General features: G+C 68.2%; 22 protein-coding genes. 11 read left to right on the top strand and 11 right to left on the bottom strand.

Annotated features, from left to right (window positions below):
* Positions 1–96 precede the first annotated feature (96 nt).
* The 4 genes from alaS to ACSG06_RS11050 all read left to right on the top strand — a co-directional run bounded on the left by alaS (position 97) and on the right by ACSG06_RS11050 (position 5,976).
* Complete coding sequence (alaS, locus tag ACSG06_RS11065; protein WP_440990346.1) at positions 97–2,868, top strand: alanine--tRNA ligase; 2,772 nt, start codon at positions 97–99, stop codon at positions 2,866–2,868.
* Between the two features lie 84 nt (positions 2,869–2,952).
* Positions 2,953–3,813 carry a hypothetical protein gene (locus ACSG06_RS11060; RefSeq protein WP_440990345.1) on the top strand — a complete coding sequence of 287 codons (861 nt, stop codon included), beginning with the start codon at positions 2,953–2,955 and terminating at the stop codon, positions 3,811–3,813.
* A 92-nt stretch (positions 3,814–3,905) separates the two neighbouring features.
* The gene (locus tag ACSG06_RS11055; protein ID WP_440990344.1) at positions 3,906–5,006 is read left to right on the top strand and encodes a DUF4013 domain-containing protein; all 1,101 of its coding nucleotides are present in this window, start codon (positions 3,906–3,908) and stop codon (positions 5,004–5,006) included.
* 382 nt (positions 5,007–5,388) lie between these two features.
* A complete protein-coding gene (locus tag ACSG06_RS11050; RefSeq protein WP_440990343.1) occupies positions 5,389–5,976 on the top strand; it encodes a DUF7474 family protein in 588 nt (195 codons plus the stop codon).
* Between the two features lie 39 nt (positions 5,977–6,015).
* Here ACSG06_RS11050 and ACSG06_RS11045 read toward each other — a convergent pair whose 3' ends face one another.
* Positions 6,016–7,341 carry a vWA domain-containing protein gene (locus tag ACSG06_RS11045; protein ID WP_440990342.1) on the bottom strand — a complete coding sequence of 442 codons (1,326 nt, stop codon included), beginning with the start codon at positions 7,339–7,341 and terminating at the stop codon, positions 6,016–6,018.
* Positions 7,342–7,612: 271 nt separating this feature from the next.
* Here ACSG06_RS11045 and ACSG06_RS11040 point away from each other — a divergent pair, with 271 nt between their 5' ends.
* Positions 7,613–7,969, top strand: coding sequence for a hypothetical protein (locus tag ACSG06_RS11040; RefSeq protein ID WP_440990341.1), 357 nt, complete (start codon positions 7,613–7,615; stop codon positions 7,967–7,969).
* Between the two features lie 16 nt (positions 7,970–7,985).
* Here the strand turns inward: ACSG06_RS11040 and ACSG06_RS11035 are convergent, their stop codons facing one another.
* Together ACSG06_RS11035 and ACSG06_RS11030 are read right to left on the bottom strand one after the other, a co-directional pair.
* A complete protein-coding gene (locus tag ACSG06_RS11035) occupies positions 7,986–8,729 on the bottom strand; it encodes a DNA polymerase sliding clamp (protein ID WP_440990340.1) in 744 nt (247 codons plus the stop codon).
* Between the two features lie 83 nt (positions 8,730–8,812).
* Positions 8,813–9,379 carry a DUF8102 family protein gene (locus tag ACSG06_RS11030; protein WP_440990339.1) on the bottom strand — a complete coding sequence of 189 codons (567 nt, stop codon included), beginning with the start codon at positions 9,377–9,379 and terminating at the stop codon, positions 8,813–8,815.
* 112 nt (positions 9,380–9,491) lie between these two features.
* Between ACSG06_RS11030 and ACSG06_RS11025 the strand changes: the two genes are divergently transcribed.
* From ACSG06_RS11025 to ACSG06_RS11015, 3 genes are all read left to right on the top strand, one after another.
* Entirely contained in the window at positions 9,492–10,298 is an 807-nt protein-coding gene (locus ACSG06_RS11025) for a DNA polymerase sliding clamp (protein WP_440990338.1), read from the top strand.
* Positions 10,299–10,483: 185 nt separating this feature from the next.
* The gene (locus ACSG06_RS11020; RefSeq protein WP_440990337.1) at positions 10,484–11,686 is read left to right on the top strand and encodes a glycosyltransferase family 2 protein; all 1,203 of its coding nucleotides are present in this window, start codon (positions 10,484–10,486) and stop codon (positions 11,684–11,686) included.
* 56 nt (positions 11,687–11,742) lie between these two features.
* On the top strand, positions 11,743–12,516 hold the full coding sequence (locus ACSG06_RS11015) for a 23S rRNA (uridine(2552)-2'-O)-methyltransferase (protein ID WP_440990336.1): 774 nt from the start codon (positions 11,743–11,745) through the stop codon (positions 12,514–12,516).
* Positions 12,517–12,570: 54 nt separating this feature from the next.
* Here ACSG06_RS11015 and ACSG06_RS11010 read toward each other — a convergent pair whose 3' ends face one another.
* The 3 genes from ACSG06_RS11010 to ACSG06_RS11000 form a co-directional block, all read right to left on the bottom strand.
* Entirely contained in the window at positions 12,571–12,750 is a 180-nt protein-coding gene (locus ACSG06_RS11010; protein ID WP_440990335.1) for a CopG family transcriptional regulator, read from the bottom strand.
* 67 nt (positions 12,751–12,817) lie between these two features.
* Positions 12,818–13,687 (bottom strand): mechanosensitive ion channel family protein, encoded by an 870-nt coding sequence (locus tag ACSG06_RS11005; RefSeq protein ID WP_440990334.1) that lies wholly within the window; start codon positions 13,685–13,687, stop codon positions 12,818–12,820.
* Positions 13,688–13,796: 109 nt separating this feature from the next.
* Positions 13,797–16,259: a twin-arginine translocase subunit TatC gene (locus ACSG06_RS11000; RefSeq protein WP_440990333.1), complete on the bottom strand. Its 2,463-nt coding sequence runs from the start codon at positions 16,257–16,259 to the stop codon at positions 13,797–13,799.
* 104 nt (positions 16,260–16,363) lie between these two features.
* On the opposite strand from ACSG06_RS11000, the gene tatC reads away from it, so the two are divergent.
* The 3 genes from tatC to ACSG06_RS10985 all read left to right on the top strand — a co-directional run bounded on the left by tatC (position 16,364) and on the right by ACSG06_RS10985 (position 21,378).
* Complete coding sequence (tatC, locus tag ACSG06_RS10995; protein WP_440990332.1) at positions 16,364–18,004, top strand: twin-arginine translocase subunit TatC; 1,641 nt, start codon at positions 16,364–16,366, stop codon at positions 18,002–18,004.
* Between the two features lie 53 nt (positions 18,005–18,057).
* A complete protein-coding gene (locus ACSG06_RS10990; protein ID WP_440990331.1) occupies positions 18,058–18,693 on the top strand; it encodes a histidine phosphatase family protein in 636 nt (211 codons plus the stop codon).
* Between the two features lie 93 nt (positions 18,694–18,786).
* Positions 18,787–21,378: a DUF2298 domain-containing protein gene (locus ACSG06_RS10985; protein ID WP_440990330.1), complete on the top strand. Its 2,592-nt coding sequence runs from the start codon at positions 18,787–18,789 to the stop codon at positions 21,376–21,378.
* 1 nt (position 21,379) lies between these two features.
* Here the strand turns inward: ACSG06_RS10985 and ACSG06_RS10980 are convergent, their stop codons facing one another.
* The 5 genes from ACSG06_RS10980 to ACSG06_RS10960 all read right to left on the bottom strand — a co-directional run bounded on the left by ACSG06_RS10980 (position 21,380) and on the right by ACSG06_RS10960 (position 25,723).
* Positions 21,380–22,465 carry a phosphotransferase family protein gene (locus tag ACSG06_RS10980; RefSeq protein ID WP_440990329.1) on the bottom strand — a complete coding sequence of 362 codons (1,086 nt, stop codon included), beginning with the start codon at positions 22,463–22,465 and terminating at the stop codon, positions 21,380–21,382.
* A gap of 81 nt (positions 22,466–22,546) precedes the next feature.
* Positions 22,547–23,098 (bottom strand): HD domain-containing protein, encoded by a 552-nt coding sequence (locus tag ACSG06_RS10975; protein WP_440990328.1) that lies wholly within the window; start codon positions 23,096–23,098, stop codon positions 22,547–22,549.
* Between the two features lie 77 nt (positions 23,099–23,175).
* Positions 23,176–23,805, bottom strand: a complete 630-nt coding sequence (locus ACSG06_RS10970; protein ID WP_440990327.1) for a hypothetical protein — start codon at positions 23,803–23,805, stop codon at positions 23,176–23,178.
* 344 nt (positions 23,806–24,149) lie between these two features.
* Positions 24,150–25,385 carry a hypothetical protein gene (locus ACSG06_RS10965; RefSeq protein WP_440990326.1) on the bottom strand — a complete coding sequence of 412 codons (1,236 nt, stop codon included), beginning with the start codon at positions 25,383–25,385 and terminating at the stop codon, positions 24,150–24,152.
* Positions 25,386–25,411: 26 nt separating this feature from the next.
* Positions 25,412–25,723, bottom strand: coding sequence for a hypothetical protein (locus ACSG06_RS10960; RefSeq protein ID WP_440990325.1), 312 nt, complete (start codon positions 25,721–25,723; stop codon positions 25,412–25,414).
* Positions 25,724–26,633 lie beyond the last annotated feature (910 nt).

Genomic DNA, 26,633 nt, shown 5'->3' with positions numbered 1-26,633 from the left:
TCCGCAGACCGCAGCGACCGGCCCAGCGCGGCGAATCCTGCAGGAGGGGCGGTTGCGGAACTGTTTTACCGACCGAAGGGCCACTGTGGGACAACTATGAGCGAACTCGAGGAGGAGTACCGTCTCGACTATTTCGAGACGGAGGGGTTCGTGCGCCGGGAGTGCCCCAGCTGTGGCGCTCACTTCTGGACGCGCGACCACGACCGGGAGCTGTGCGGTGAGCCACCCTGCGAGGACTACAGTTTCATCGACAACCCCGGCTTCGACGAGGAGTACACGCTCGAGGAGATGCGGGAGGCATTCCTCTCGTTCTTCGAGAACCACGACCACGAACGCATCGAGCCCTACCCGGTGGCGGCGAACCGCTGGCGGGACGACGTGCTGCTGACCCAGGCATCTATCTACGACTTCCAGCCGCTCGTCACCTCGGGGCAGACGCCGCCGCCGGCGAACCCGCTGACCATCAGCCAGCCCTGCATCCGGATGCAGGACATCGACAACGTGGGCAAGACCGGCCGGCACACGATGGCGTTCGAGATGATGGCCCACCACGCGTTCAACACGCAGGACGACGTCCCGGAGGACGAGTACGCCTACCACGGCGAGGTGTACTGGAAGGACGAGACGGTGCAGTACTGCGACGAGCTGTTCGAGTCGATGGGCGCGAACCTGGACGAGATCGTCTACATCGAGGACCCGTGGGTCGGCGGCGGCAACGCCGGGCCCGCCATCGAGGTCATCTACCGCGGGGCCGAGCTGGCCACGCTCGTCTTCATGTGCATGGAGCAGGACCCCGAGGGCGAGTACGAGATGAAGGACGGCAACCGCTACTCCTTCATGGACACGTACATCGTCGACACCGGCTACGGGCTGGAGCGGTGGACCTGGATGTCACAGGGGACGCCGACGGTGTACGAGGCCGTCTACCCCGACATGATCGCCTTCCTCAAGGAGAACGCCGGCATCGACCTCTCCGAGGAGGAGGCCGAACTCGTCAACCGCGCCGCGAAGCTCGCCGGCCGGATGGACATCGACGAGGCCGAGGACATGGAGACGGCCCGGGGCGACATCGCCGAGCGCCTCGACGTGGAGACCGACCGGCTGGAGTCGCTGATGGAGCCGCTGGAGGAGATCTACGCCATCGCCGACCACTGCCGCACGCTCGCCTACATGTTCGGCGACGGCATCGTCCCGTCGAACGTCTCGACGGGCTACCTCGCCCGGATGGTCCTGCGACGGACGAAACGGCTCTGTGACAACGTCGGCGTCGACGCGCCGCTCGACGAGCTGGTCGACATGCAGGCCGACCGGCTGGGCTACGAGAACCGCGACACCATCCGCGACATCGTCCGCACCGAGGTCGAGAAGTACCGCGAGACGCTCGACCGGGGCAGCCGTCGCGTCGAACAGCTCGCCGAGGAGTACGCCCGGAAGTCCGAGCCCATCCCGACGAGCGAGCTCATCGAGCTGTACGACAGCCACGGCATCCAGCCCGACATGGTCGAGGCCATCGCCGACGAGGCCGGCGCGCGGGTCAACGTGCCCGACGACTTCTACTCGCTCGTCGCCGAGCGCCACGACAGCGCGGCCGCCTTCGAGGAGGAGGACGAGAGCGAGGCCGAGCGCCTCGACGACCTCCCGGAGACAGAGCGGCTCTACTACGAGGACCAGCAGCGCACGGAGTTCGAGGCGGTCGTCCTCGACGTGTTCGAGCGCGAGGACGGCTACGACGTCGTGCTCGACCAGACGATGTTCTACCCGGAGGGCGGTGGCCAGCCCGCCGACACCGGGAGCCTCTCGACCGACGACGTCACCGTCGAGGTGACCGACGTCCAGCGCCGGGACGGCGTCATCCTCCACCGCACCGACGAGAGCCCCGGCAAGGGCGAGTTCGTCCGCGGCCAGATCGACACGTACCGCCGCAAGCAGCTGATGCGCAACCACACCGCCACGCACGTCGTCATCCACGCGGCCCGGCAGGTGCTCGGCGAGCACATCAGGCAGGCGGGCGCACAGAAGGGCGTCGACGCCTCGCGCATCGACGTGCATCACTACGAGCGTATCACCCGCGAGGAGGCCAAGGAGATAGAGCGCTACGCCAACGAGCTGGTGATGGAGAACACGCCGGTCAAGCAGGAGTGGCCCCACCGGAACGAGGCCGAGGAGAAGCACGGCTTCGACCTCTACCAGGGCGGCATCCCGCCGGGAACCAACATCCGGCTCATCCACGTCGCCGAGGACGTCCAGGCCTGCGGTGGCACCCACGTCGCCCGCACCGGCGACATCGGGGCCATCAAGCTCCGCACCACCGAGCGCGTGCAGGACGGCGTCGAGCGCATCAGCTTCGCCGCCGGCGACGCAGCCATCCGCGCCACGCAGGCGACCGAGGACGCGCTGTACGAGGCCGCCGCCGTGCTCGACGTGACCCCCGAGGAGGTGCCCGAGACGGCCGAGCGCTTCTTCGAGGAGTGGAAGGCCCGTGGCAAGACCATCGAGGACCTGAAGGAGCAGCTCGCCGAGGTTCGGGCCTCGGCCGACGCCGAGGAGATCGACGTCGGCGGCACGCCCGCGGTCGTCCAGCGCGTCGACGCCGACATGGACGAACTCCGCGCGACGGCCAACGCGCTCGTCGAGGAGGGGAAGATCGCGGTGCTGGGCTCCGGACTCGACGGCGCGCAGTTCGTCGTCGCCGTCCCCGACGACAGCGACGTGAACGCTGGCGCTGTCGTGAGCCAGCTCGCCGCGAAGGTCGGTGGCGGCGGCGGTGGCCCGCCGGACTTCGCCCAGGGTGGCGGGCCCGACGCCGACGCGCTCGACGACGCGCTCGACGACGCGCCCGACGTGCTCCGGGCCGTCCTCGACCACTGAGACCGACGGAACGTTTTTCCTGCCGACACGTCTCGTTCGTACCATGTGCCGACAGCGGCGCCACCGTCCACGAGAGGTGGTCGCGTGAGCCGCGACGACGGCGACGAGCCCGAGGCGATGTGGGACGAGACGGCGGTCGCCCCGCCCGAAACCGACGGAAGGGAAGGGGGCGACGGCGTCCACTCGCCACCGCCGCGCGCGGGGAGCGCCGGCCACGGCCGTCGCGGGACGGACAACGGTGGCTCGGACCGCTGGGTCGACCGTCTCGCCGACCAGCAGTACGAGGACCGCCCCCCAGAACCACGGTCCGACGAGGCCATGGACCCGGGTATCTTCGACGCGGGCGTGGTGACGTTCAGCCTCCGGTACCCGTTCGGTGAAGGTGGGTCGGCGGCCCTGCTCACCGGCGTCCTCGGCCTCCTCTCCTTCCTCGTCGTGCCGGGCGTGCTGGCGGCCGGCTACATCACCCGTCTCGCCGGTGGGGCGGCACGGGCCGAGGAGCCCCCCGGCTACGACGACATCTGGGGGATCGCGAGGTGCGGCATCGTCGTCACACTGCTCTGGTGGGGTGCCGTCGGCGGGCTTGTGGTGCTCGTGTACCTGAGCGCGGACGAGAGCGTCCTGCTCGCGAGCGTGCTCGCCCTCGGTGGGTCCTACCTCCTGCCGGGGCTGTTCACGACGTACGCGGCGACCGAGAGCCTCCGGGAGGCCGCGACCCGGACGCCCGAGTTCGCGTTCACCCGGACGTACGCGCTCCACTTCCTCGCCAGCGCCGTGGTCCTCGTCGGGATGTCGGTGTTCGGCCTCTTCGTCCTCCTGTTCGTCACCTTCGCGGTCCTGCTCGTGCCGTTCGCGGCGCTGGTGCCGGCCGCCTACTGGGGCTACCTCTACGGCGAGGCCATCGAGGAGGGGATGGTCGAACCGCTCCCGGCAACCGAGGGGTAGCGCGGCCCGCCACCTGCCGGAAGGTTTTTTCCGCCCACCCACCTTCGTGTCAAATAGATGGCGTTCTACAGCGTTCGGCAGGTGAGGGTTCCATGAGCCGGGACGAGGACGACCCGGCCGACGAACGCACCCCCGACCGCGAGTCGGCAGACGACGGTGGCGACACGGCCGAGGACGGCCCCGAGTACCCGAGCTACACCTGGGCCGGCGACGAGCCGGCGGGCCCGAACGAGTCCCGCCACGGTCCCCGTCGGGACGAGCGGGGACCGGACGACGAGCGACGGCGCGCGACCGACGGTCCGGACGAGCGACGGCGCACAGACCACCCCTCCAGTACGGGGGGCCGCCCCGACGACCGGCGGGACGGTGCGCGTCGCGCCGGCGACCCGGCACCCGACGGGCAGACGGCGACCCGCGACGGCGTCGGCTGGAACTTCGACAGCTCGCACCCCCACCACGGCGCGCGCCGCGACGACTACCGACGCCGGCGGCAGGCCCCGCAGGAGCCGACGAACCGACTCGACGGCGACGACGGCGTGAAACACATCGACTGGCAGCGGAAGGGTGCGTTCGACTTCGCGTTCTCCTACCCCACCCAGCGCGGCTGGGGGCCGCTGCTGAAGGCCGGCGCCGTCGTGCTGGTCAGCCCACTGCTCGTGTTCCTCCCGCTCGTGTTCCTGTTCGGCTACCTGTTCCGGCTCACGCGCTACGCCGCACAGGGCCGCACCCAGCCGGCGTTCGAGGACTTCGGCGACATGCTCACCGACGGCGTCGGCTACGTCCTCGTGTTCACGCTCGCCTGCGGCGTCTGGCTGGGTGCCATCGTCGTCGGTGCGATGCTCCACGACGCCGTCGCCTGGATCTTCGCGCTCGTCGGCTTCTACCTGTTCCCGGCCGCCCTGACCGTCTATCCGGTCACCGGCAGCGTCACGAAGACGTTCTCGTCCAGCCTCACCTTCGACCTGGCGTTCAGCAAACACTACGTCAAGTACAGCCTCGTCTACGTCGTACTGCTCATCGTCCTGCGTATCGTCGCCTCGTTCAGTGTGCTCCTGTTCATCATCGGCCTCGCCTGGGGCTGGACGTTCACCTACTTCGCCAACGGCGCCTACTGGGGCTTCGTCTACTACAAGGGCGCGAGCGAGGGCGTGCTGCCGCCGGCCGAGGACGTCGACCAGCGCAACGGCTACTGAACGGCGCGACTCCGACCGACCCCCACGGACGATTCCCACACCAGCCACACGGCCAAGACACCCCGCGCCGGCAGGCGCGTGGGTGTCGAGGGGGAGGGCTGGCGCGGTGCGGTCGCGGTGGGTGGGACTGAAAGGGGCGGCGGGCTACGCGAACCCCGGCGACGCAAGCACCGGAACGGAGTGAGGAGCGCAGCGAGCCGCGGGAGCGTCGCCCGCCGGGGCTTTCTGGCTGTTGTCGTGGGGTGTTGTTTCTGCGTTCGGCGGGGCTTTCTGGCTGTTGTTGGCCTCGATTCCGGGAACCGTGTCGATGATAACGACGGTCCCGACTGAGTCCGATACCGGAACGGTACACTCTTAGACGAGCGCTCCCCTCACTGTGGACGTGGCGCGCCACTTCGAGTATCCCTGTCCCGGCTGTCGGAGCACGAACGACCTCCACGACCCGGAGTGTCGGTTCGCGGGCGTCGAGTGGCACGCGGTCGAGAAGGCGTACGCGGACGTGCTGGCGGCGCTGTCGGGCGGGGTGAAACACGAGGACGAGCTGCCGTCGGTTGCGGCGGACTGGGGGAGCCTCCAGCAGGCGGCGCTGGAGCACCTGCGGACCGTCCAGCGGGTCGAGGAGCGCGACGGCCGGCTGGAGCTGCGGTCGCCCGACGAGTACCGCGAGCTGCTGACGACGCCGCAGTACGAGCCGGTGAAGACGGTGTACGAGTACGGCTCGGTGCCGGGCTGTCACGACAACAGCGTGTTCGCGCTGGTCGCGTACTACGAGATGGTCGGGCTGACGTGGCCGGAGACGCGCGAGCAGGTCATCGAGTGGCTGCACGAGACGGGCACGTGGGAGCGCGGCGGCTTCGCGGAGGACTCTCCCGAGGAGCTCGTCGAGGCGAAGCGGCACGTCTACGAGGCGGGCTACGGCTGGAAGCAGGCGGCGCGCGAGGCGAAGGCGGTCATCGACCGCTATCGGTGAGGCGTCGAAAGAAGTCGGGACAGCTGTTCTCAGGCGGCGTTACCGGGTCCGACCACGGCCGCCGTTCCCCCTGTTCGACGGGAAGCTCTCGGCGAACGCTTCTGCGGCGTCTTCGGTGCAGAAGAACGCCACGAAGCTGATGGCGTGCGGTGCGAGGTACTCGGCGGTGACCTGGCCGTCCTCGGCGACCAGTTCCTGGACCTCGAGCCCGCGCCCGGCCTTGACGACCGCCCACACCGTGCAGTAGTCGGTGTCGAAGGTGGCGGTCATGGGTTCGAACATCTCTCCCTCCTTGTTCACGTAGTTGCCCGCGGTGTAGGAGACGAGGCTGCCGTCGCCCGTCTCGAGGACGAAGTCGTAGTCGACGCAGTCGTCCTCGACGGTCTCGACGCACTCGAACTCGTACTTCGCGAGCAGCCCCTCGGCCTCGCAGTCGGTGCACTCGTCGCAGATCTCCGTGAGGAGGTCGCGCAGCGCGGCGCCGATCTGGGCGGAGTCCTCGACCTGCACGTAGTCCTCGGGTGCGCTGGCGATGCGGTTGCTGAGGTAGTCGTCGTCGACGCCGCCGCCGATACCGACCGCGATGATGCGGGTGCCGTCGGCCTTCGCCGCGGTGGCGACCGCCTCGGTCTCGTCGCGCTCGCCGTCGGTGATGTTCGCGTCCGTGCCGGCGGAGCCGCCGGTGTACGTGTAGGTGTTCGCGCCGTCGCCCTCGGGGTCGAACGCGGTCGTGTCTGTCGGGACGTAGCCCGAGACGCCGCCGACGCTGCCGTCGGCCTCGTCCTCGGGCGGGTTCGACCCGTCGCCGACGGTGCCGTTCTGGTAGTTCGGCTCGCCGTCGGTCAGGAGGATGATGACCTCCTTGCCGTCGCGGCCCTGGCCGTCGAGGATGTCGTCCGCGAAGTCGAGCGCGGCGGCCATGTGGGTCCCGTTCTCGTTCGGCGGTGCGACGCCGGGCACGGCGGCCTTCATCGCGGGCCGGTTGTCGGTCGCGCCGTCCTGGGCGAGCAGGAGGTAGTCCCCGGTGCCGAAGTCGTACGCCTTCCCGGTGTCGCCGAAGGTGACGATGCCGAGCTGGTTGTCGTCGTTCAGCACGTCGATGAAGCTCTCGGCGCCGGACTCGATGTCGCCCCAGAGGGCCGAGCCGATGGAGCCGGAGTAGTCGAGCGCGAGCACGATGTCGAGCGTCGCGTTACACGTGTCGATGCGCCCGTCGGTGTGGTCGTTCGCGAGCACGGTCGTGCTCGACAGCGGCAGTCCCAGACCGATGACACCGGTCGTCAGCGCGGTACTCTGCAGTACGCGGCGCCGCGAGATGCCGGTCGTCGTCTCTCGGTCGTCTGTGGTGGTGAATGGTGTTTCCATAGCTGATGCTTCTCGGTCGAGGTGACGGTCCCTGACTCCCCAACCCCCCGGTCGAGAATCACCCGCAGATACGCCGTTCGGGGGCATAGTTGTGGATTCCCTGGAAACGGTTCGCGAACCGTTCTGGCGGGCGGATTGCGGGTACTGTGGCGAGTAGGACGGTGGTCGCGGCTCCCGCTACGGTGACCCTACGTTCGTTCACGTGTCACTCCCGTGACCTCCCTCGGGCGACGACGCTGTGCTTTTCCCGACCCGCCCCCAACCCCGAGCAATGACAGGGTCGTCGCCGGGCTACCGGGACGTGCTCGCGGGCGTGACCGAGGCCCACTGGCCGGTCGCGCTGGTCGTCCTCGTCCCGTTCGTCGGCTACTTCGCCGTCACCGGCCAGCCGACGCTGGCGCTCGCCGTGGCCGCGACCACGCTGGCGGCGGCGCACGCGTTCGTCGTCGGGATCGCACTCGGACGCGGGGACGTGAACGTCGCGTTGGGGGTCGGCTCGCTGACCGCGGTCGTCGTCGCCGTGAGCGCCGTCGCACTCGTCGAGCTCGCCGCTGTCGTGTTCCTGTTCGGGTCGCTGGTCTGCCTGCCGGCCGCGGCGCTGGGGCACGCGGCGTGGCAGCGAGCGTGAGAAGGGGTCGAGACGCTCAGTCGCTCTGGATGCGCGGTGCGAGCACGAACAGGACCGAGCCCTGGCCCTCGGCGATGGGGAAGGTGATCTTGAGGGGGAACTCCTCGCCGAGCTCGAGGGTGACCTCGGCGTCGGCAGGGATGGCCTTGTTCATGTCCTTCAGGTAGTCGAGGCTGAACAGCGAGCGTGCGTCGCCGGCCTGCAGGTCGATGAGGTCCTCCGTGTCGAGCTCGAGGTGGACGTCGTCGGTGTCGCCCTCGGCGTCGACGTAGAACAGCTCGTCGCTGGCGTCGACGCCGAGTGCGATGTGGTCCGAGACCATGTCGGAGGCCTTGACGGCGCGGTTGATGTCCTTGCCCTCGATGACGACCTCGGCGGAGAGGTCCAGATCGGGGATGTCGGGCTCCTGGCGGATGCTGTCCGGGTCGATGAGCGCGAGCGTGTACTCCAGCCCGTCGATCTGGATGTGGAGCTTGCGCGTCTCCTCGTCGAGTTCGAGCTCGACGAGCTGTCCGGCGTCGGCCATCCCGGCGATGTCCTCGAGTCGGGAGAGGTTGACGCCGATGACGCCGCCGTCGGCCTCGTAGGACTCGAACGCCTCCGCGGAGAGCCGCAGGTCGACCATGCCGACGTTGGCGGGGTCGACGGCTCGTATCTCGATGCCGTCTTCGTCGAGGTGGACCTTGCACTCGTCCACCAGGACGCTCACGGAGTCGAGCGTCGTCTTGAGCGTCTCGGCGCTCACGATGGCCTTGAACATGTTGAATCAGGCTACGAAACCGGGCACTAAAAAAACACCCTTTCGGTCGCGCGAGCGCGTGCGAATCGCCCGCCGCGTGGCGCTCAGAAGTTCGTCACCTTCGACTGGATGCGGCCGTCGTCGACGCCCCCGGTCGGGTCGTCGTCCTCGAAGTACGCCGCCAGCTCGTCGGGGCGCACCGCGTCGCTGTCGTGGAGAACCGCGAGTTCGGTCAGCGAGAGCTCTTCGCCGCGCTCCAGCTTCGACCGCAACCCCTCGACGCTGAGCCCGTGGAACGTCAGGTCGAGGTCGACCGTCGCAGCACGCCCCTCGGGCGCCTCCGCGACGTTGACGCCCTCGCGGAGCACCGTCTCGAAGTCGAGCCCCGTCTCCTCGGTCAGCCGGTACAGGAACGCGACGGCGGCGACGAGCGCGTCGAACGACTCGGTCCCCTCGCCGTCGGCCAGTCGCCCGGCGACGAGGTCCCGGTCGTGCTCGTCGAGCGCCTCGACCAGCAGTTCGAAGTCGAACAGCGCGTCGTGGACCCGGTCCCGGATGCGCCCCCGGGTGTTTCGCTCGGACTGGACGCTGCCGAGGTCCGTCTCGCCGCGGAGGTACGCACGGTCGGCCGGACTCAGGACGCCCCGACCGCGGTCGTCGTCACCTTCCATAACTGGTTATGGATTATCTACTACGCACCACACATATAATCGTAACCCATTACAGATTATCTACTAGAACGGCCACAAAATCGTTAACGGGCTCCCGTCCGTGGCCACCTGCATGGCCGACGCCGAATCCTTCCAGTCCGCCGAGCCGTCAACCGACCCCGATTCCGAGGGTCTGCACGCCATCGCCCGCGCCGAGACGCTCCAGCAGACCGTCTCGCTCGTCGGCGCGCTCGTCGACGAGTGCCGCATCCAGTTCGGCGACGAGGGCGTCGAGATCACCGCCATCGACCCGGCGAACGTCGCAGCCGTCGGGCTCTCCGTCGACCGCGACGCGTTCGAGGCGTACGACGCGGACGGCGAGGTTCTGGGTGTGGACCTCGACCGCTTCGGCGACGTGCTCTCGATGGCCGACCGCGACGCACTCGTCGAACTCGACCTCGACCCGGAGACGCGCCGCCTGCACCTCCACGTCGACGGACTCGACTACTCGCTCGCGCTCGTCGACCCGGACAGCATCCGCTCGGCGCCGGCCCGCGACGACCTCGCCTACGACGCCCCCGCAGCGGTCGTCATCGACGAGTCAGGGCTCGCCCGTGCCGTCTCGGCCGCCGACATGGTGGCGGACCACCTCGCGCTCGCCGTCGAGTCCGAGAGCGAGACGTTCCACGTCGACGCCGAGGGCGACACCGACGACGTGTCGCTGACGCAGGGGGCCGACGACCTCGTCTCCCTGTCGCCCGGCGACGCCCGCTCCCTGTTCAGCCTCGACTACCTGCGCGACGTGACCCGCGAGATCCCGGCCGGCACCGACGTGACGCTCGAACTCGGCACGGAGGAGCCGCTGGTCCTGTCCTACGCGTTCGCCGACGGCGCGGGTTCAGTGGAGTACTTCGTCTCGCCGCGCATCGCGCGCCGGTGAGTCCGTCCGGGTCGGCTGCCCCGGTCGCCCCAGGTTCTCGCCGACCGACCGCCCGACCCGGCGTTCTCACCCCCACCTTTCGACCGTTCAATCCATTCAAATCCGCAGCGGGCGTCGGAAACGATACGAACTGAACTGCACCGTCTCGGCGGTTCATATGGACGTGAGCCCGAGCCGTGGCCACGATGAAGACGGAACAGATCACGTTGACGACGGTCGGCGCGGTGCTCGTACTCGCCGCGCTGGCCGTGGTGGTGCCGTCGGTGACGCTCGGCCTCGTCGAGTGGCATCGCGCGCTGGAACTGCTGCTGTGGGCGACGACCGCGCTGTTCGCGCTGACCGCGTTCGTCTGGGCCGTCCTGACCTACGTCGTCGGCGCGAACTACGAGCCGCCCGAGCCCGTCCACGGCGGCGACGACGTGCAGGTCCGCATCCTCACCATCGACGCCGAGTCGGTCGTGCAGGCGACGGTCGACTCGCTGCCCGCGGAACTGGACGACGTGCGGGTCGTCGCCGAGACCGACATCGACGTCGACGGCGCGACCGTCCACGTCGTCCCCGACGAGTTCGACTGCGACGCCGTCCGGAAGGGCCGGGCGATCGAGTGGGCGCGCCGGGCCGTCGACTGCGACCGCGAGTTCGTCCTCTACCTCGACGAGGACAGCCACATGGCGTCGTTCGACGGGCTGCCCGACGCCGACGTCGTGCAGCTCCGCGAACAGCCCCGCCGCACCGGCTCCGTGCTGTCGTACCTCGCCGACGTCTACCGGATGGGCGTCCAGATCGAGCAGCGCGCGTTCGCCCGGCTCTCCATCCCGCTGTTCGCGTGGGGCGGCGGTATCGCCGTCCGCGAGTCCGTCGAGCAGACGGTCACCTGGGACCGCGAGACGCTCGTCGAGGACACCGCGTTCGTCTGGGCGGCCGCCCAGCAGCTCGACGACCTCACCTACGAGCTGGCGTCGACGACCTGTCGCAACGAGGCACCGCCGTCGCTGTCCGAGATCACCCAGCAGCGCCGCCGCTGGGCCGCCGGGAACCTCGAGGCCGCGACGGTGCTCCCGCTCCGCTATCAGCTCCTCACCCGCGTCCGCAACTTCGCGTGGGCGCTCTCGCCGGTCGTGACGCTCGTCGCCATCCCGCTGTCGGTGCTCGGCCTCGGCGTCGTCACCGGCGGCGGACTGTTCCTGCTGCTCTCGCTCGGCCTCGGCGCGCTCACGCTGTTCTGGTACGCCCGCGGCCTGCAGCACTACGGCCGCGACGGGCTGAAGTGGACCGTCGCGCTGCCGCTCGCGCCGCTCGTGACGGTCGTCCACTCCATGGGGACCGTCGTCGGCATCCTCAACCCGCCCGGCGAGTTCCGCGTCACGAAGAAGGTCGGCCGGCGCTGAGCGCGGAACGAAGCCCCTAACCGCGCTCGCCGGCTACAACCGGCAACTGACCACCCATGGCGCGCAAGGACCACTGGTACAACAAGTCGAAACAGGAGGGCTACCGCTCCCGGGCGGCGTACAAGCTCAAACAGCTCGACCGGAAGGAGGGGCTGTTCGGCCCCGGCAACACGGTCGTCGACCTCGGGGCCGCCCCGGGCGGCTGGCTGCAGGTCGCCGCCGAGGAGGTCGGCTCCCGCGGCACCGTCATCGGCGTCGACTTCCAGCGCATCAAATCGTTCGACGAGGAGTACGACGACTGGATAGAGACCATCCGCGGCGACATGACCGACGAGGAGACGAAGGAGCAGGTCCGCGAGGCCGCCGGGAACGAGGTCGACGTGGTGCTCTCGGACATGGCCCCGAACATGACCGGCGAGTACCAGCTCGACCACGCCCGCTCCGTGCACCTCGCCCGGCAGGCGTTCGAGACCGCACTCGACGTGCTCGACACCGGCGGCGACTTCGCCGTGAAGGTGTTCCAGGGACAGGACCTCGACGACCTCCGGGAGGACATCGAGGCCGAGTTCCAGTACGTCCGCACCACGACCCCGAAGGCCTCCCGCGACGAGTCCTCCGAGGTGTACCTCGTCGCCAAGCATCGCCTGACCGCGCCCGTCCGCCCCGGCGACACCCTCGAGGTGACCATCGAGGACGTCGGGAGCGAGGGCGACGGCATCGCCAAGGTCGAGGGCTTCACGCTGTTCGTCGACGGCGCCGACGCGGGCGAGACCGTCGAGGTCGAGGTCACGGAGGTCAAGCCCCGCTTCGGCTTCGCGGAGCCGCTGTAGCGGCGTCCCACCGTTCTTCGCGTCGTCTCCCGGGGTGTCGTCCGGGTCGTTCTCCTACTCGTCGTCGTCCTCCAGTCGGTCGTGACGCGCGTCGATCTCGTCGAGGATGTCCAGGTTCTTCCGGATGGACGACCGGATGGCGTCCGAGCGGTTGACGAACTTCCCGTCGTCGCCGACGTGGTCGTCAAGGTCGTCGAGCAGTTCCTGCGGTATCTCGACGCTTATCTTGGGCATGGGCCGTGTTTGGTGTATCTCGGGTAAATATACCGGTGGTGTCGGTGACCGTGGCCGGACCGCCTGCTCAGTCGCCTGCAGCCCCCGCGTCGACGTTCCTGACCTCGATGTCGCCGGACAGTTCGGTGTTCGGATACGGCATGTCGATGCCCTCGGCGTCGAAGCGCTGCTTGACGGCCTCGAGGAACTCCGCACGGACCGCCCCGTAGCTGTCCTCGACCGGATCGATCCAGAGGCGGCCCGAGAGCACGACGGCGGAGTCGCCCAGCTCCACGACGGGCGCCGACGGCGCGGGGTCGTCGAAGGCGGCCTCGATCTTCGACGCCTCGTCGACGATGGCGGTGCGAGCCTGCTCGATGTCGTCGTCGTAGCCGATGCCGAAGCCGACGGACAACCGGCGCTCGTCGTTCGCCACGTTGTTGACGACCGCCGCGTTGGCGAGCTCGCCGTTCGGCACGGTCACCAGCTCGTTGTCGAACGTGTCGAGCTTCGTCACCCGGAGCTCGATCTCGCGGACGACGCCGCCGTTGCCGTCCCACTCGATCCAGTCGCCGGTCGTGAACGGCTCGTCCTGCAGGATGAACACGCCCGCGACGAAGTTGGCGATGAGGTCCTGTGCGGCGAAGCCGACCGCCAGCGCGAGGGCGCCGGCGAGCGTCGCGAACGCCGCGAGGACGACGCCGAAGCCGGCGATGGTCGCGGCCAGCGCGACGGCGAGGACGGAGACGACGGCGATGGTCGCGCTCTCGGCGAGCCCGACGATGGTCTCGTCGAACCCCCGGCGGCGCAGGCTCTGCTCGACCGCGCTGGTCACGACGAGTCGGCCGACGACGAACAGCACCACGAAGACGAAGACGAAGATGAAGATGGTCGTGATGGCGCTGATGATCGGTGCGACGTACTGCCCGAGGTCGAGTCCGAACTGAAGTGGTATCATGGGACGTACCAACTACCGCTATCGAACACTTATAGGTTGACCAGCAGACAGCAACCGGCCGCCAGGCACCGCACCGGACCGCTCGACGCCGACGGTCTGCCCGGCCGACTCAGGCCGCTTCCTCTGCGCCCGGGTCCGCCGGCTCGTCGGGTTCGCCACCACCGCCGCCCCCGCGGAGCCGCCACGGCAGGGTGACGACGCTCAGCAGCCCGAGTCCGAGCAGGTACGCGATGGCGATGGGCACCGACAGCACGAGCATCGTCAGGACGCCCTTCGGCGAGAACAGCGCCGCCGCGAGGAAGATGCTCACGACGATCGGCCGCCAGAACTCCCGGAACGTCCGGTACTTCACGATGTTGCCCCAGTGGAACAGCAGCATCGTGACGATGATGTCGATGAAGATGCCGATGCCGAGGGTGGTGAAGAAGATGAGCCAGAAGAAGCTCTTCAGCCGGTAGGAGATGACCATGTCCGCCTGGATGGCGTCGGACACCAGGTAGGAGATGATGGTCGGCGCGACGAGGAAGTAGCCGAGTACGCTCCCGATGACGAACCCGACGAACAGCGAGGCGCCCCAGACGAGGAACGTCGAGTTCTCGCCCGTCGAGACGATGCCCCGCTCCTTCATCGCGGGCCAGGCGTAGTACATGAACACCGGCAGCGCGGCGGCGACGCCGAGCAGGAAGCTCACCTTCACCTCGAAGATGAGCGCCTCGACCGGGTGCAGCGCGACGATGAGGCCGACCTCGCTCGGGCCGCCCATGCTGGAGACGATCTCCGAGTAGGGCTGGCCGCTGGCGACGGCGCCGGGGTTCGCGGGACCGCTCGACGGTGCCTGTGCGACGCCCGGGGCGACGGTCATCGCGTCCATGAGCGGCTTGCCCGCCTCGAACGCCGTGTCGAAGCCGACCGCGGCGGGGTCGCCACGGACCCCGGGCGGGATACGCTTGATGAAGTTCCGCTTGATGTCGCCGAGGCCGCCCGTGTACAGCCAGTAGAAGCTCCCGAACATGACGGCCATGAACAGGCCGACGACGCGGAACAGCTTCGAGGTGATCGACTCGAAGATGAACATCACGTCGTAGTAGTAGCCGCCGATGTCGTCCTCGGTCGTCTCGTCCTCGGTGAACGGGTCGACCATGCCGGCGGTGGTCCGCGAGAGGAAGCCGCCTTCCTCCTCCTCGTCGGCGTAGTTCTCGTGGCTCTCGCGCTCCATCCCCATGCTGGTGGGGTCGGCGAGGGACTTCGGCTCCTCCTGGGCGGCCTGCTCGGCCTCGGCCTCCTTCGCCGCCTCGGCCTCGTCGAAGCGGTCGAGCACCGCCTCCGCCTTGTCGGGTTCGTCGGCGTCCATCGCCTCGCGGGCGTAGCCGACGGCCTCCTCCTCGGACATCTCCATGAAGACCTCGGGCGGGGCCGCACGAACGCCCGCGGCGTCGAGCTGCGAGACGTCGATGCTCGCGGGGTCGCCCGGCCGGCTACCGCCCTTCGGGACCACCGGCTGGCGGAGCATGTGGATGGTGTAGATGACCAGCACCGAGCCGGCGATGACGAACGCACCCTGCAGCGCGACGAGGAACAGCGAGAGGGGGTCGCTCGTCGGGTAGAGCGGCCCCGGGCGCACCATCGACGGGATGGCCGGGAACAGCTGCTCGGAGACGACTCGGGTCGCACGGGTGCCGAAGAAGGTGGCCGAGCCGGCCGCCGAGAGGACGGCGATGCCGACGAACTGCAGCATCCGCTTGCGGAGCAGGTTCTGGTCGGGCGCGTTCGGCCCGGAGCCGCCCGCCCGGTTCAGGTTCGTGACGACCTTCGAGAAGCCCAGGCTCAGCACGTACAGCGAGATGAGCGGGATGGCCCACATGATCTGGGTGAACGGGTCCGGCGGGGAGAACACGGCGCCGAAGATGAAGATGATGAGGAACGCGTAGCGCCAGTTGTCGCGCCAGAACTCGTAGGAGACGAGCTCGACGTAGGAGAGCGACGACATCGCGAGTGGGAGCTGGGCGGCGAGCCCGAACGAGAACGTGAGGAACACGATGAACTCGGTCCACATCGTGATGTCGTAGCTCGGCTTGATGGACGCGTTCACCGCGTTCGTCGCCAGGAACTCGAACATGAACGGGAAGAAGACGACGTAGGCGTAGATGATGCCGAGGATGAACAGGATGAACACCGCACCGACGATGCCGCCGATCTGCCAGCGCGACAGCGGCACGTCGGGCTGGAAGCCGCGCTGTGCCAGCGAGTCCTTCGCGAAGTAGAGCAGGAGCGGCAGTGCGAGGAGCGCGCCGACGATGACCCCGATCTTGAACTGGAGCAGGATGACGTCGAACGGTGTCCGGGCGATGACCTCGACCTGCAGGGCGATCTCCGGAGGCATCCGCTGCTTCGTGTTCTCCTGGAGGAACTCCCAGATGAACAGGCGAAGCGAGTAGATGGTCCCGAGCATCCCGACGAGGAACACGATGAACACCTTCTGGAGATGCTTCTGGAGCGTCCGAAGCATCACGCCGGCTGTCTCCCGCCCGCTGTTGATGCTTCGGGCGGTGTCCTCACCGATGACGGAACTCATTCGTTGCGGGTAGCTTTCCACCTCTTTCACATCAATCTTCTTCTCCGAGTCGCCGACGGGGGTAAGAAAAGGTCTATAACGCGCGCGACTTCTACCTCTGGTAGATGCCGGAGGATTCGGACGATTCGGGGCTCTCGAAGGACGACGAGCAGCCGCCACGCGAACCCGACCTCCCCGGCGGTGACTCCGACGACGAGGCCGCGGACGACGAGCCCGCGGAGTCGGTGGAGGAGGCCGCCGCCAGGTCGGTGGCGGACACGACCGACGACGACGCCGTCGAGGCCCCGGACGACCCGGCCGACGTCCCCGTCGAGTCGCCCGCGACCGGCGACGACATCCACATGGGGCCACAGGATGCGGAGCCGCACGAGGCCGCACCGCTCGACGGCCCGGACGAGGACCTCACGAGCGAGGCCGACGGTGGCGAGGACGTGCCGGTCGGTCACGCCGCCGGTGCAACCCGGCCGAGCGAGGCCATCGGCGAGACCCCGACGACGCCCGGCGAGCCGGGCGACCCGTTCGACGACGACGAGGAGTACGAGGGGCCGCCGGACGACGAGGAGCTGCCACTGGCGGTGCACATCGAGGAGATGGTCCGCCGGCTGGGCATCGTGCTGCTCGCGGCGGCCGCGGCGAGCGCGCTCGCCATCCCGGCCTCCGAGCAGATCATCACGACGATGTGGTACGACCTGCTGCCGGCGACCACGGAGGTCACCCGCCCGCACCTGTACTCGCCGCTCGAGTTCATCCTGACGAAGATCAAGGTGGCGAGCCTGGCGGGGATCGTCGTCGCGCTCCCGCTGTTCGTCTACGAGTCCTACCTGTTCATGCGACCCGGGCTCTATCCCAAGGAGCGCCGCTACTACCTCGCCTCGGTCCCGGTGAGCCTCGTGCTCGCGGTCGCGGGGATGGCCTTCGCGTACTTCCTCGTCCTGCCGGCGCTGTTCGAGTACTTCCTCTACTACACCGAGGGTTCGGCGAACATCGCGTTCGCGCTCTCCGATACGTTCAACCTCATCATCACGTTGATGGCGTTCCAGGCCATCGTCTTCCAGATTCCGCTGCTCATCATGCTCGCCATCATGATGGGCATCACGACCCGGCAGTGGCTCCAGGACCGCCGGCTGCTGTTCTGGGGCGCGTTCATGGGCATCTCGTTCCTGTTCTCGCCCGACCCGACGGGCGTCGCGCCGTTCATCGTCGCCGCGTCGATGATCGGGCTGTTCGAGGGGACGCTGCTGCTGCTGAAGTGGACCCGGGAGACCTCGCCCGTGCCGACGGTCGAGGAGCTCCGGAACGGCCGCCCGAAGGTGTACGTGCTGGCCGGGCTGGTCGGCTACGCGCTCGGCCCGTGGCCCATCCCGACGGGCTACTACGGCGACCTGCCGCCCGCGGTGACCGACGCGCTGGCGACGCTCGGGCTCGGTGACGCCACGTCGCTGCTGCTGGGCGCGGCCATCGTGTTCGTGTTCGAGCTGGCCGCCTACGTGAACAAGAACTACATCGGGAGCCTGCGCGTGTGGGACACGGTCCAGGCGACGCGCGTCTCGGTGTGGCTGGGTGCCATCGCCGTCGGCTACCTCGGCACGCCCGAGCCGCGCGCGGTCGAGCTCATCGAGCGGGTGACGCTGACCGACGTGCAGGCGGGCGGCCTGGTCGTCGGGCTGCTCGTCCTCTTCGAGGTCGGGCTGCTCGTCGCGCGCTGGCGGGGCGGCGGAGACGACGACACGGACGGCGACGCCTGAGACCTCGCGACGGGAGGCGGTACACACTTCTCCGTTCCGGACGACCAGCCAGTATGGAGTCGGTCGCCGACGACGCGACGGTGGTGCTGGCACGCCACGGCGAGACGACGTGGAACCGCGAGCGACGCATCCAGGGCTGGGCACCGACGTCGCTGACCGAGGTGGGCCGTGACCAGGCCCGAGAACTGGGTCGACATCTCACGGACAGCTACGACCTCGACCGGCTGGTGGCCTCGGACCTCAGGCGGACCCGCGAGACGGCGCGGCACGTGGCCCGGCGCGTCGACTGCCCGGTCGACTACGACCGCGGCTGGCGCGAGCGGAGCTTCGGGGTGTACCAGGGGCTCTCCTACGAGGCGCTGTTCGAGGGGCACCCGGAGTTCGCCGTCCACGAGGTGGGCATGGCGGCGGCGAGAGCGGAGCCCGAAGGCGGCGAGTCGCTGCTCGCGGCGCGCGATCGGGTGCTCGACGCGTGGGACCGGCTCGTCGCCGAGGTCCCCGAGGGCGGGACGGTCGCGGTGGTCACCCACGGTGGCCCGCTGTACGTCCTCCTCGGCCACCTCCGCGGGCAGGACCTCGTCACGGCGCTCACCGAGCACGACCAGGGTAACTGCGCGGTCTCTGAGGTGCGACTGACCGGGGACGGCCCGGTCGTGGTCTGTGACGGCGACACGGAGTACCGGGGGTAGGCGACGACTGTACCTCGCATCCGTGTGTAGGACCGGGCTACCCGACTGCGGACTCCAGAAGGTTTACGCCCGATGGGCGGTGCCTTCGTACGTATGTTCGAGGTGTTCGTCGTCGCCAAGTGGCTCCTCGTGTTCGCCGCCCTCGCCGTCATCGGGGCCCCCCTGGCAGCGGTGGTCTTCCGCCAGTTCCCCCGGCGCGGGGCCGCGTTCGCGATCCCCGCCGCACTGCTCCCGACCGTCCTCCTCGTCTTCTGGATCGGACAGGTGTCGTTCGGGTTCCTCACCGTGTTCGCCAGCCTCGCGGTCGTCGTCGCGGCCTCCGGCCTCGCCCTCCAGCGCGGCGTCGAACCGGACTGGCGCGGCGTCGCCGGTAGCTACGTCGTCTTCACGCTCGGGTTCCTGTTCCTGACCGCGTTCCGCGCGTACAACGCCGGTATCACGCCCGTCGGCGGCGAGCAGTTCCTCCACTTCGGGCTGGTGAAGTCGCTGCTCCGGGCAGGTGCGCTCCCGCCGGAGGACTTCTGGTTCGCCGGCGAACCGCTCCGGTACTACTACGGTACCCAGATGCAGGTCGCGATGATGGCGATGCTCACCGACACGCCCGCCCGCTACGCGTTCAACCTCGGCATCCCGGCGTTCTACGCGATGCTGGTCGTCGCCGCCTACGGGCTGGTGGGGACGGTCACCTCCCTCCGTGACCGTTCGTACCGCCTCGGTGGCGCCTTCGGGGTCTTCTTCGTCGCCGTCGCGGGTGCGCTCACGACGTTCGTCCGGCTGGTGTTCGGCGCGCTCCCCATCGACACCGCCGTCGAGTACGGTCAGCCCGCGTTCGGCTTCATCGCCCGGCGCTTCTACACGGAGGGGGACATGTCCATCGACGAGGCGATGCGGCCCGCGATCCAGGAGATGGGCCACCCCGAGCCCTGGGGCTGGTGGTTCACCCGCTACGTCGTCCCCGGCACGCTCCAGGAGTTCCCGCTGTACTCGTTCATCAAGTCGGACCTCCACGGCCACGCGCTCGCGAACGGCTACATCCTCGTCGCCGCTGCGCTCGCGCTGGCGTACTACCTCACCCCCGCCGAGCACCGGCTCCGCCGGCTCGGCCTCGTCTACGGCGGTATCGGACTCATCGCGGGCGTCTTCGGCTTCATGAACACCTGGTCGCTGCCCACCGCGGTCGGGCTGGCGTGGCTGGCGATGGCCGCCGCCGACGCGCACCCGGCGACGCTCCTGCCCGGCGAGCTCGGCGAGCTGCTCCACTACGACCCCGGCCCCATCAGCGATGCGCCGCTCGCGAACCGCCTCGGGGCAGAGGTCTGGCGCGTCGTCCTCGCGGGCGTGTTCGCGGCACTCGTCGGCGTCCTCGGCGTCGCGCTCGCCTCGCCGTTCCTGGTCTTCGGGCACGTCCCGACGAACGACGGTATCGGGTTCCTCCCGCCGAGAACGGGGCTCGCACCGTTCCTCGTCATCTACGGCGGCATCGTGGCGCTGTTCGCCGGCTTCGTGCTCTACCGGAGCTGGGGCGACATCAGGCAGCTGCCGAACTGGGTGCCGCTGGCCGGCGCGGTCGGCATTCTCGCCGTCGGCGCGGTGCTCGTCCACGTCGTCGACTTCGCGGTGTTCGCGGTCGTCGGCCCCATCCTGCTCGGGATGTGGTGGCTGGTCCGCACCGACCGCGTCGGCTTCGAGGGCGTGCTCGTGGTCGCGGGCGTCGGCCTCCTGCTCTCGTTCGAGGTCGTCCACGCCCGCGTCGCGCCGTACAGCCTGCCGCGGTGGAACACGACGCTGAAGGTCGCGGTGCAGGGCTGGACGCTCGCCGCCGCCGGCGCCGGCGGCATCACCGCGCTCGTGTTCGCGGAGGCCTACGACGTGCTCGCGAGCGATGTCGGCGCGGAGACCGGTGAGACGGAGACGGCCGACACCACGGCCCCCGACGACCCGGACCCCGGCGCGCAGGCCGACGACGCCGGCCCGCACACCCACGCCGACACGACGGCGGCGACGGACGGCGGGTCGCGGACGCGGTCGACGCTCGCCACGCTCGGCATCGCCGTGCTCGCCTTCGGGGTCGTCCTCACGAGCACGCCGTTCGTCGCGCTGGCGTTCGCCGACGAGGTGAAAGCGCCCTACGACGACGGCGCACCGGCGAGCATCGACGGGCTCGCGACCCACGAGCGCTGGAAGGCAGCGGAGACCGAGGCCATCCACTGGCTCGACGACCGCGAGGGTCGACCCGTCATCGTCGAACCCGTCGACACGCCGGTGCCCGACGACCCCGGCGGCATCTACGTCGAGTACGACTGGATCACGCCGGCGGCGACGCTGACCGGCCTCCCGACCGTCCTCGGCTGGGACCACCAGGTCAACTACCGCGGCGGTGAGGCGTACCTCCACCGCATGGAGCAGGTCGACGACATCTACGGCGGCTCCTGGGCGAACGCGACCAGCGCGCTCCGCGAGCACGACGTGCAGTACATCTACGTCGGCCCCCGGGCGTACGAGCTGTACGGCAGCGATCTCCGTCAGTTCCACCACCACGACGGCATCTCCGTCGCCTTCGAGAACGACAAGGTGACCATCTACGCGGTCGACCACGACGAGCTCGCCGGCGACGACGACGAGTGGCCGGCGGAGGGCTCGGCACGGTGGAACGGCACGGACGAGCGCGTGGGCGTCGCGGGCTGACCTACAGTGGCCGTTCGCCGTCGACGATCCCCTCCGCGAGCAGCGTCATGTGGTCGACGAGCGGCTCGAAATCCGATTCCTCGTCGTGTTCGACCCGATAGCGGTGCAGGTCGACCCACACCGACGCCAGCGAGAACGCCGCCTGCGCCCGGTAGAACCGCTCGTGCTCGAATGTCCGCCCCGTCCGCTCCTCGTACCGGTCGACCAGCTCCCGGCGGTTCGGGCTGCCGTCGTCGGTCGTGAACGGTGCGAGGCCGCGCTCGTTCTGCTCACGGAGGCTCGCGACGACCCCCTCGTGCTCCGGGTAGCGTTCCGCGATACCGTCGAGCGGCACGGGCGGGTCGTCCGGGTCGCCCCAGCGCAGCAGCAGGTAGCCGAGTTCGACGAGCGGGTCGCCGAGCAGCGCGGTCTCCCAGTCGAGGACGCCGGTCACGTCGGGCGTCTCCCCGCCCGCGAACAGGATGTTCCCGGGTCGGAAGTCGCCGTGGACGAGCGTCGTCTCCGGGCGTTCCGGTGCGTTCTCGACCAGCCACTCGCCGATACTCTGGAGTCGGGCGAACTCGCGTCCCGTCACGTCGGCCGCCGCGTCGAGCCGATGCAGGCCGTCGGCGACCTGCTCGCGCGGGCTCCGGCGGTCGCAGACCTCCTCGAACCGGTCGGTGTCGAGCGCGTGGACCTCCGCGAGGGTGTCGACGAGCGTGTGGGCCAGTTCGCGGCGCGCGTCGGGGTGCTGGAACCGCCCGGGGAGGTCCGAGCCGAGGGGGACGACCTCGCCCGGCATGCGCGGGACGACGAAGCACTCGCCGTCGAGGATGGAGGCGTCGTCGCAGTACAGCACCGGTTCCGGTGTCGGTATCGCTGTTCCGTGGAGCCGTTCCATCACGCCGTACTCGTCCCGGAGCGCGCTGATGTACTGCCGGTCCCGGAGCTTGTTCGGCCGCCGGACGATGTACTCCCCTCCCGGTGTCGACACCGCGAGCACGAGGTTGAGCCCGTCGGAGAGCGTCTCGACGCCCGTGACCTCGGTGTCGAGTTCGGTCGCGAGGAGGGCTTCGAGGGCGTCGGTGTCGTGGATGGTGTCCGTCATAGGTACAGCGAGAACGGGTGGTTCAAAAACCGTCCCGGCGGTGTGAGGGAGCGACGCACGGCGGGGCGGTCACGCCCCACGTCACACCGTCCGCAGGTCGTCGGTCGCGCGCGAGCGGATGGCCGCCGCCGCGACGGCGTCCGCGTGGGCGACGATACTGGCTTCGAGCGTCGCCGGCTCGACGGTCGTCCGATGGGTGTGCGAGAGCACGATGTGGGCGAGTTCGACCGGCAGCCCGGCCCGCGCGACGAGGTGGACGCCGTAGTGGGGGTGCCCGAGCAGGTCGTACACCGGCGTCTCGGCCAGTCCGTCGAACTCCGCGAGCTTGCTCACGTCGTGGACGAGCGCCCCGGCGACGACGGTGTCCAGCGAGAGGTCCACGTCGCGGTGTTCGAGGAGGGTCTCGGCGAACGAGAGCGCGCAGGCCGTCACGTCGCGAACGTGGTCGACGAGGTACTCGTCGTCGAGGCCGAGGTCGCGTTGGGCCGGCGGGAACCACGGGACGTCGGCGAGGTCGTCGACGTCGTTGTCGGCCATCGCGGTCGCCCAGGCATCGACGACGCCCTCGCGGAGGTCCTCGTCCGCGATTGCAGCGAGTTCGGGGAAGGCGTCTCGGACCGTGCGCTCGTGCATGGGTGACCTGTTCGTGTCGGGAGATGAAACGTCTGTTCCGGAGATGACGGCGTGTCACCTTGCCGGACAGCGTCCCGTTACCGGTCGCTCGACGTCGTGGCGGTGACGGTCGTCCCGTCGGTCACGGTCTTCCGCTCCGTCCGGAGACCGCCCAGGTCCGATTTCGCCAGGTCGACCGTGAGTTCGGAGTCGACCTCGACCGTCTCGACCGCCGCGTCGGTGGCCTCGAACAGCGCCGAGTAGCGGACCGTCCGGTCGGTCCGGCGGAAGTCATCGCCGTACACGCGCACATCGAGGGTCGAGCCGGGTCGGTCCGTCTCGTCCGGGGTGTGCGTGATCGTTGCGTTGTCGAAGCGGTAGCTCCCGCGCCAGGGCGGGAGGTCGTCGTACGCGTCGGCGGCGGTGCCGACGACCCCGATTCCGAGCCAGGACCTGTAGGTCGTCCGGCAGCCCGTCGTTCCGGGGTTCCGGGCGACGAGACGAGCCGAATCCGCGGCGTCGCCACCGAGCTCCGTGGTGAGCGAGAACGCGTCGAGCGGCCAGTCGCTGGTCGGGTCGGCGACACGTTTGCGGGCTGGGCCGGGCCAGACGGTGAGCTGCTGTTCGACCGCGAGGTACGTCGTGGACTCGCCGGCGTAGCGTGCGAGCGCAGTGGCCAGGGTGGCCTCGGCGTCGGGGCGCGAGCCGAGGTCGGACCTCTCGTTCACGAGGCACTCCCAGCCCTCACCGAACACGTAAAGAGGCCCACAGCCGCTCGTACTGTACGCCGGTCCGATACGGGAGTGTGGTGGATCGGTGTCTCCCCGACAGCGGGGCGGGGCATCGTCGGTTGCTCGGACGCCGAGCGCGACCGCACCCGCGGTGACTGCGCTACCAGCGAGGAGCTTTCGTCGGGTCGTAAGAAGTGTACTGTCGTCGGGCATGTCTGTTCGAAGGATGGGTGTGAACAACGGCGGTTGGGGGGCTATTGGTAATTTCTGTTCCAGTTTGAAATACTTCGTGGGGGACGTACGCTGCGGCCAGGAACCCCCGCGGAGTCATCCGGCGGCGATTAGACGGTGAAGTTCAGGACGCCGCTCTCGGTGAAGGTCTCGTAGGATGGGTCATCCCACGGCAAGATACCTCCGGGCTTTTTGAACTCGACATCGATGTCGGAGCTCATGTACACCTGTCCGAGGTCGGTGCCTACGCTCTGGATGAGATCAGTCCGGTCAAACTTTGCGGACGATGTCACGTCGCCGCCGGAGTTGTACTCCACGGTGTGCTCAGAGTAGTCGTTGCCGCGGGAACGGGTCACATTTACACCGCTGACGGTGACGGTTCTCGACCAGCTCGCGGCCGCTTCCCCACCGATTCCGCTCGTATCTCCAGATACACCAAGCTCGAGCTCCGTACCGTTGCTGACACTACTCTCCGTCGACTGGGGCTTGCTGCGAATTACCTCGGCCGAAGAGTCCGAGATGTTTATGTAGTCGTTATAGGCAACGAGTTCGTTGTTCTGCCAGTCCGTCCCGCAGGCTTCATCGACACTGCGGCCGTTCGAGGTCCCCGGCCAGAGGTCTATTTGCTGGTCGATGCCGAAGTACCGGTTACCGTCGGTGTCGTCGACGTAGCCACAGAAGATACGGACGCGAACGTCACCGTGCGGACACGAGGCGAAGTCGACCTGGTAGCCACCGAGACAGTTGAACTCGTCCGGGAACGCGGTCCGTCCGAGCGCACTGCAGGGGCCCTCGATAGGGTCGAAGTTCGCCGATGGACCGCCGTAGTGCGTGCTGATAGTGGTCTCGAGACGTCGACCAGTCACCGCCTCGAGACTGAACTCACGCATCTGTGAGATGTCCTCGACCGGGTCGATGACCGCGAACGGGGACGGGCCGAAGTAGCCGAGTGTGACGGAGACCGGCACGTCGTCCGGCAGGGGCGTCCCGGCGTCGAAGATCGCCTCCACCTCCTCGTCGACGTCGTAGAGCAGGCGGATCAGGCCACCGTTCGCGTCGCTACCGGCCATCCCGACCGGGGTGCCGGCGGCCAGCTGGTCGAGGACCGTGCTCCGGTCCAGGCCGGGTTCCGTGGCCAGGAGGACGAACTCGGCCTCGTCCAGCGAGGAGACCGTGGTGACGGCCCGGCCGGGGAGGGAGACCGGGAGTGCGTCGTCGACGTAGACTGTGACGTCGCCCTGGCCCACGTCGGTTCGGCTGGTGGTTCCGCGGCTGGCGGTCGCCGTTCCGACGAGGGCGGCACTTGACGTAGCTGCAATCGCTGAGAGGGCGGTTCGACGCTGCATCTCCATGGCTTCGTTTTCGTCAGTCATTATTCGTAGTTGTAGTATTCGAGTTCGACGCTGTCCTGAACCCGGTCAGACCAGTACAGGTCGACGAACTTGGTGTCGTGGCTGACTGTACAGACGACCTCGGAGTTATTGGGTTCGTTCGCGAATGAACAGATACTTCCTGTCGCGTGAATCGGTGAGACACTGGAGTCTCCGAAGATACTGGTGAGTTCCCACCGTGTCGCGGTCCTGTCCCGTATCTCACCGGAACTGTACTTCTGCTCGATACCCCCGTACTCGCTCTGGTAGTTCCAGTCGATGTCGTGCTGGGTGTCGTTCGCGGCGACGTACATGTCGAAGTCCCACGTCTCGTCGGGGCCGTCTGAGTCAAAACTATTCGGTGAGTGAGCGGCGACGGTGCCGCCGTTCCAGTCGTGTTTGGCGTAGGAAGGTATGGTCGCACTGCCTGAGCTACCCTCAGGTATTACCTCGGTGACGGTTGCTATCTCGGTGAACCCGGTGTCGACATCCAGTCGCCAGAAGTGGACTGTGAAGTCGACAGAGCCGTACTGTCCGTCAGCCGACGAGTAGATGTTCGACAGCCACGACCACTGGCCGTCGCTCTCGACAGAAATCGGGCCATCCGACGCGTTCAGGGCAGTCCGCCTGTCGAACTCGTCAATGAACGACCGGGCTTCCCGTATCTGACGGTTCGCTTCGGCCTCGGTGTTCGCGGTCCCGACGAATTCCTGTGGAACATCATCTTTGAGACCGAACGCGTAGGCGACGACCGGTTCATCGTTGGATGCGTATCCAACCGCAGAACCGGAGACGTCCGTCGATTCGAGTACGGAATTCCGTGCCTCGACCCGTTCTGACCGGCTGATTGGGTCTGAGAGGGACCCGACGAGCAGCGTCGGATTCTCCCTGACAGTTCTCGTCGCAGTACTGCTGAAACTGAGACTAGTCGCTGCCAGGCTGGTGGCAGCTATTCCCTTGATGAATCATCTTCTATTCGAATCCATGGGTAGGACAGACGGGTATTCTGAACTATATAATATAAAAATTTATATATTCAGTAATTTTATATATTTAGGCGATATTGCATCTGAATTTGGACACCATAACATATAGCTAGTGGCATTTTGTAATGGTTGGGGCTGTTGTGTGGTGGAAAATATAACGACTTGTCACGTCTCTGTCGAAGTTCGCTAATCCATGAGTCTGGAAAAGGAAGAAAACGTCTAGGAGCCAAAGATAATA

This window comes from Haloarchaeobius baliensis, from assembly GCF_052060055.1.
Lineage (GTDB): Archaea > Halobacteriota > Halobacteria > Halobacteriales > Natrialbaceae > Haloarchaeobius > Haloarchaeobius baliensis.
Note: the sequence above shows the minus strand (reverse complement) of the source record. Positions and strands in the feature narration are given on the sequence as shown.

Coding starts and splice junctions, on each gene's coding strand:
- alaS (WP_440990346.1), top strand. CDS start 97: ATGAGCGAACTCGAGGAGGAGTACCGTCTCGACTATTTCGAGACGGAG.
- ACSG06_RS11055 (WP_440990344.1), top strand. CDS start 3,906: ATGAGCCGGGACGAGGACGACCCGGCCGACGAACGCACCCCCGACCGC.
- ACSG06_RS11045 (WP_440990342.1), bottom strand. CDS start 7,341: ATGGAAACACCATTCACCACCACAGACGACCGAGAGACGACGACCGGC.
- ACSG06_RS11040 (WP_440990341.1), top strand. CDS start 7,613: ATGACAGGGTCGTCGCCGGGCTACCGGGACGTGCTCGCGGGCGTGACC.
- ACSG06_RS11035 (WP_440990340.1), bottom strand. CDS start 8,729: ATGTTCAAGGCCATCGTGAGCGCCGAGACGCTCAAGACGACGCTCGAC.
- ACSG06_RS11030 (WP_440990339.1), bottom strand. CDS start 9,379: ATGGAAGGTGACGACGACCGCGGTCGGGGCGTCCTGAGTCCGGCCGAC.
- ACSG06_RS11025 (WP_440990338.1), top strand. CDS start 9,492: ATGGCCGACGCCGAATCCTTCCAGTCCGCCGAGCCGTCAACCGACCCC.
- ACSG06_RS11020 (WP_440990337.1), top strand. CDS start 10,484: ATGAAGACGGAACAGATCACGTTGACGACGGTCGGCGCGGTGCTCGTA.
- ACSG06_RS11015 (WP_440990336.1), top strand. CDS start 11,743: ATGGCGCGCAAGGACCACTGGTACAACAAGTCGAAACAGGAGGGCTAC.
- ACSG06_RS11010 (WP_440990335.1), bottom strand. CDS start 12,750: ATGCCCAAGATAAGCGTCGAGATACCGCAGGAACTGCTCGACGACCTT.
- ACSG06_RS11005 (WP_440990334.1), bottom strand. CDS start 13,687: ATGATACCACTTCAGTTCGGACTCGACCTCGGGCAGTACGTCGCACCG.
- ACSG06_RS11000 (WP_440990333.1), bottom strand. CDS start 16,259: ATGAGTTCCGTCATCGGTGAGGACACCGCCCGAAGCATCAACAGCGGG.
- tatC (WP_440990332.1), top strand. CDS start 16,364: ATGCCGGAGGATTCGGACGATTCGGGGCTCTCGAAGGACGACGAGCAG.
- ACSG06_RS10990 (WP_440990331.1), top strand. CDS start 18,058: ATGGAGTCGGTCGCCGACGACGCGACGGTGGTGCTGGCACGCCACGGC.
- ACSG06_RS10985 (WP_440990330.1), top strand. CDS start 18,787: ATGTTCGAGGTGTTCGTCGTCGCCAAGTGGCTCCTCGTGTTCGCCGCC.
- ACSG06_RS10980 (WP_440990329.1), bottom strand. CDS start 22,465: ATGACGGACACCATCCACGACACCGACGCCCTCGAAGCCCTCCTCGCG.
- ACSG06_RS10975 (WP_440990328.1), bottom strand. CDS start 23,098: ATGCACGAGCGCACGGTCCGAGACGCCTTCCCCGAACTCGCTGCAATC.
- ACSG06_RS10965 (WP_440990326.1), bottom strand. CDS start 25,385: ATGCAGCGTCGAACCGCCCTCTCAGCGATTGCAGCTACGTCAAGTGCC.
- ACSG06_RS10960 (WP_440990325.1), bottom strand. CDS start 25,723: ATGTACGTCGCCGCGAACGACACCCAGCACGACATCGACTGGAACTAC.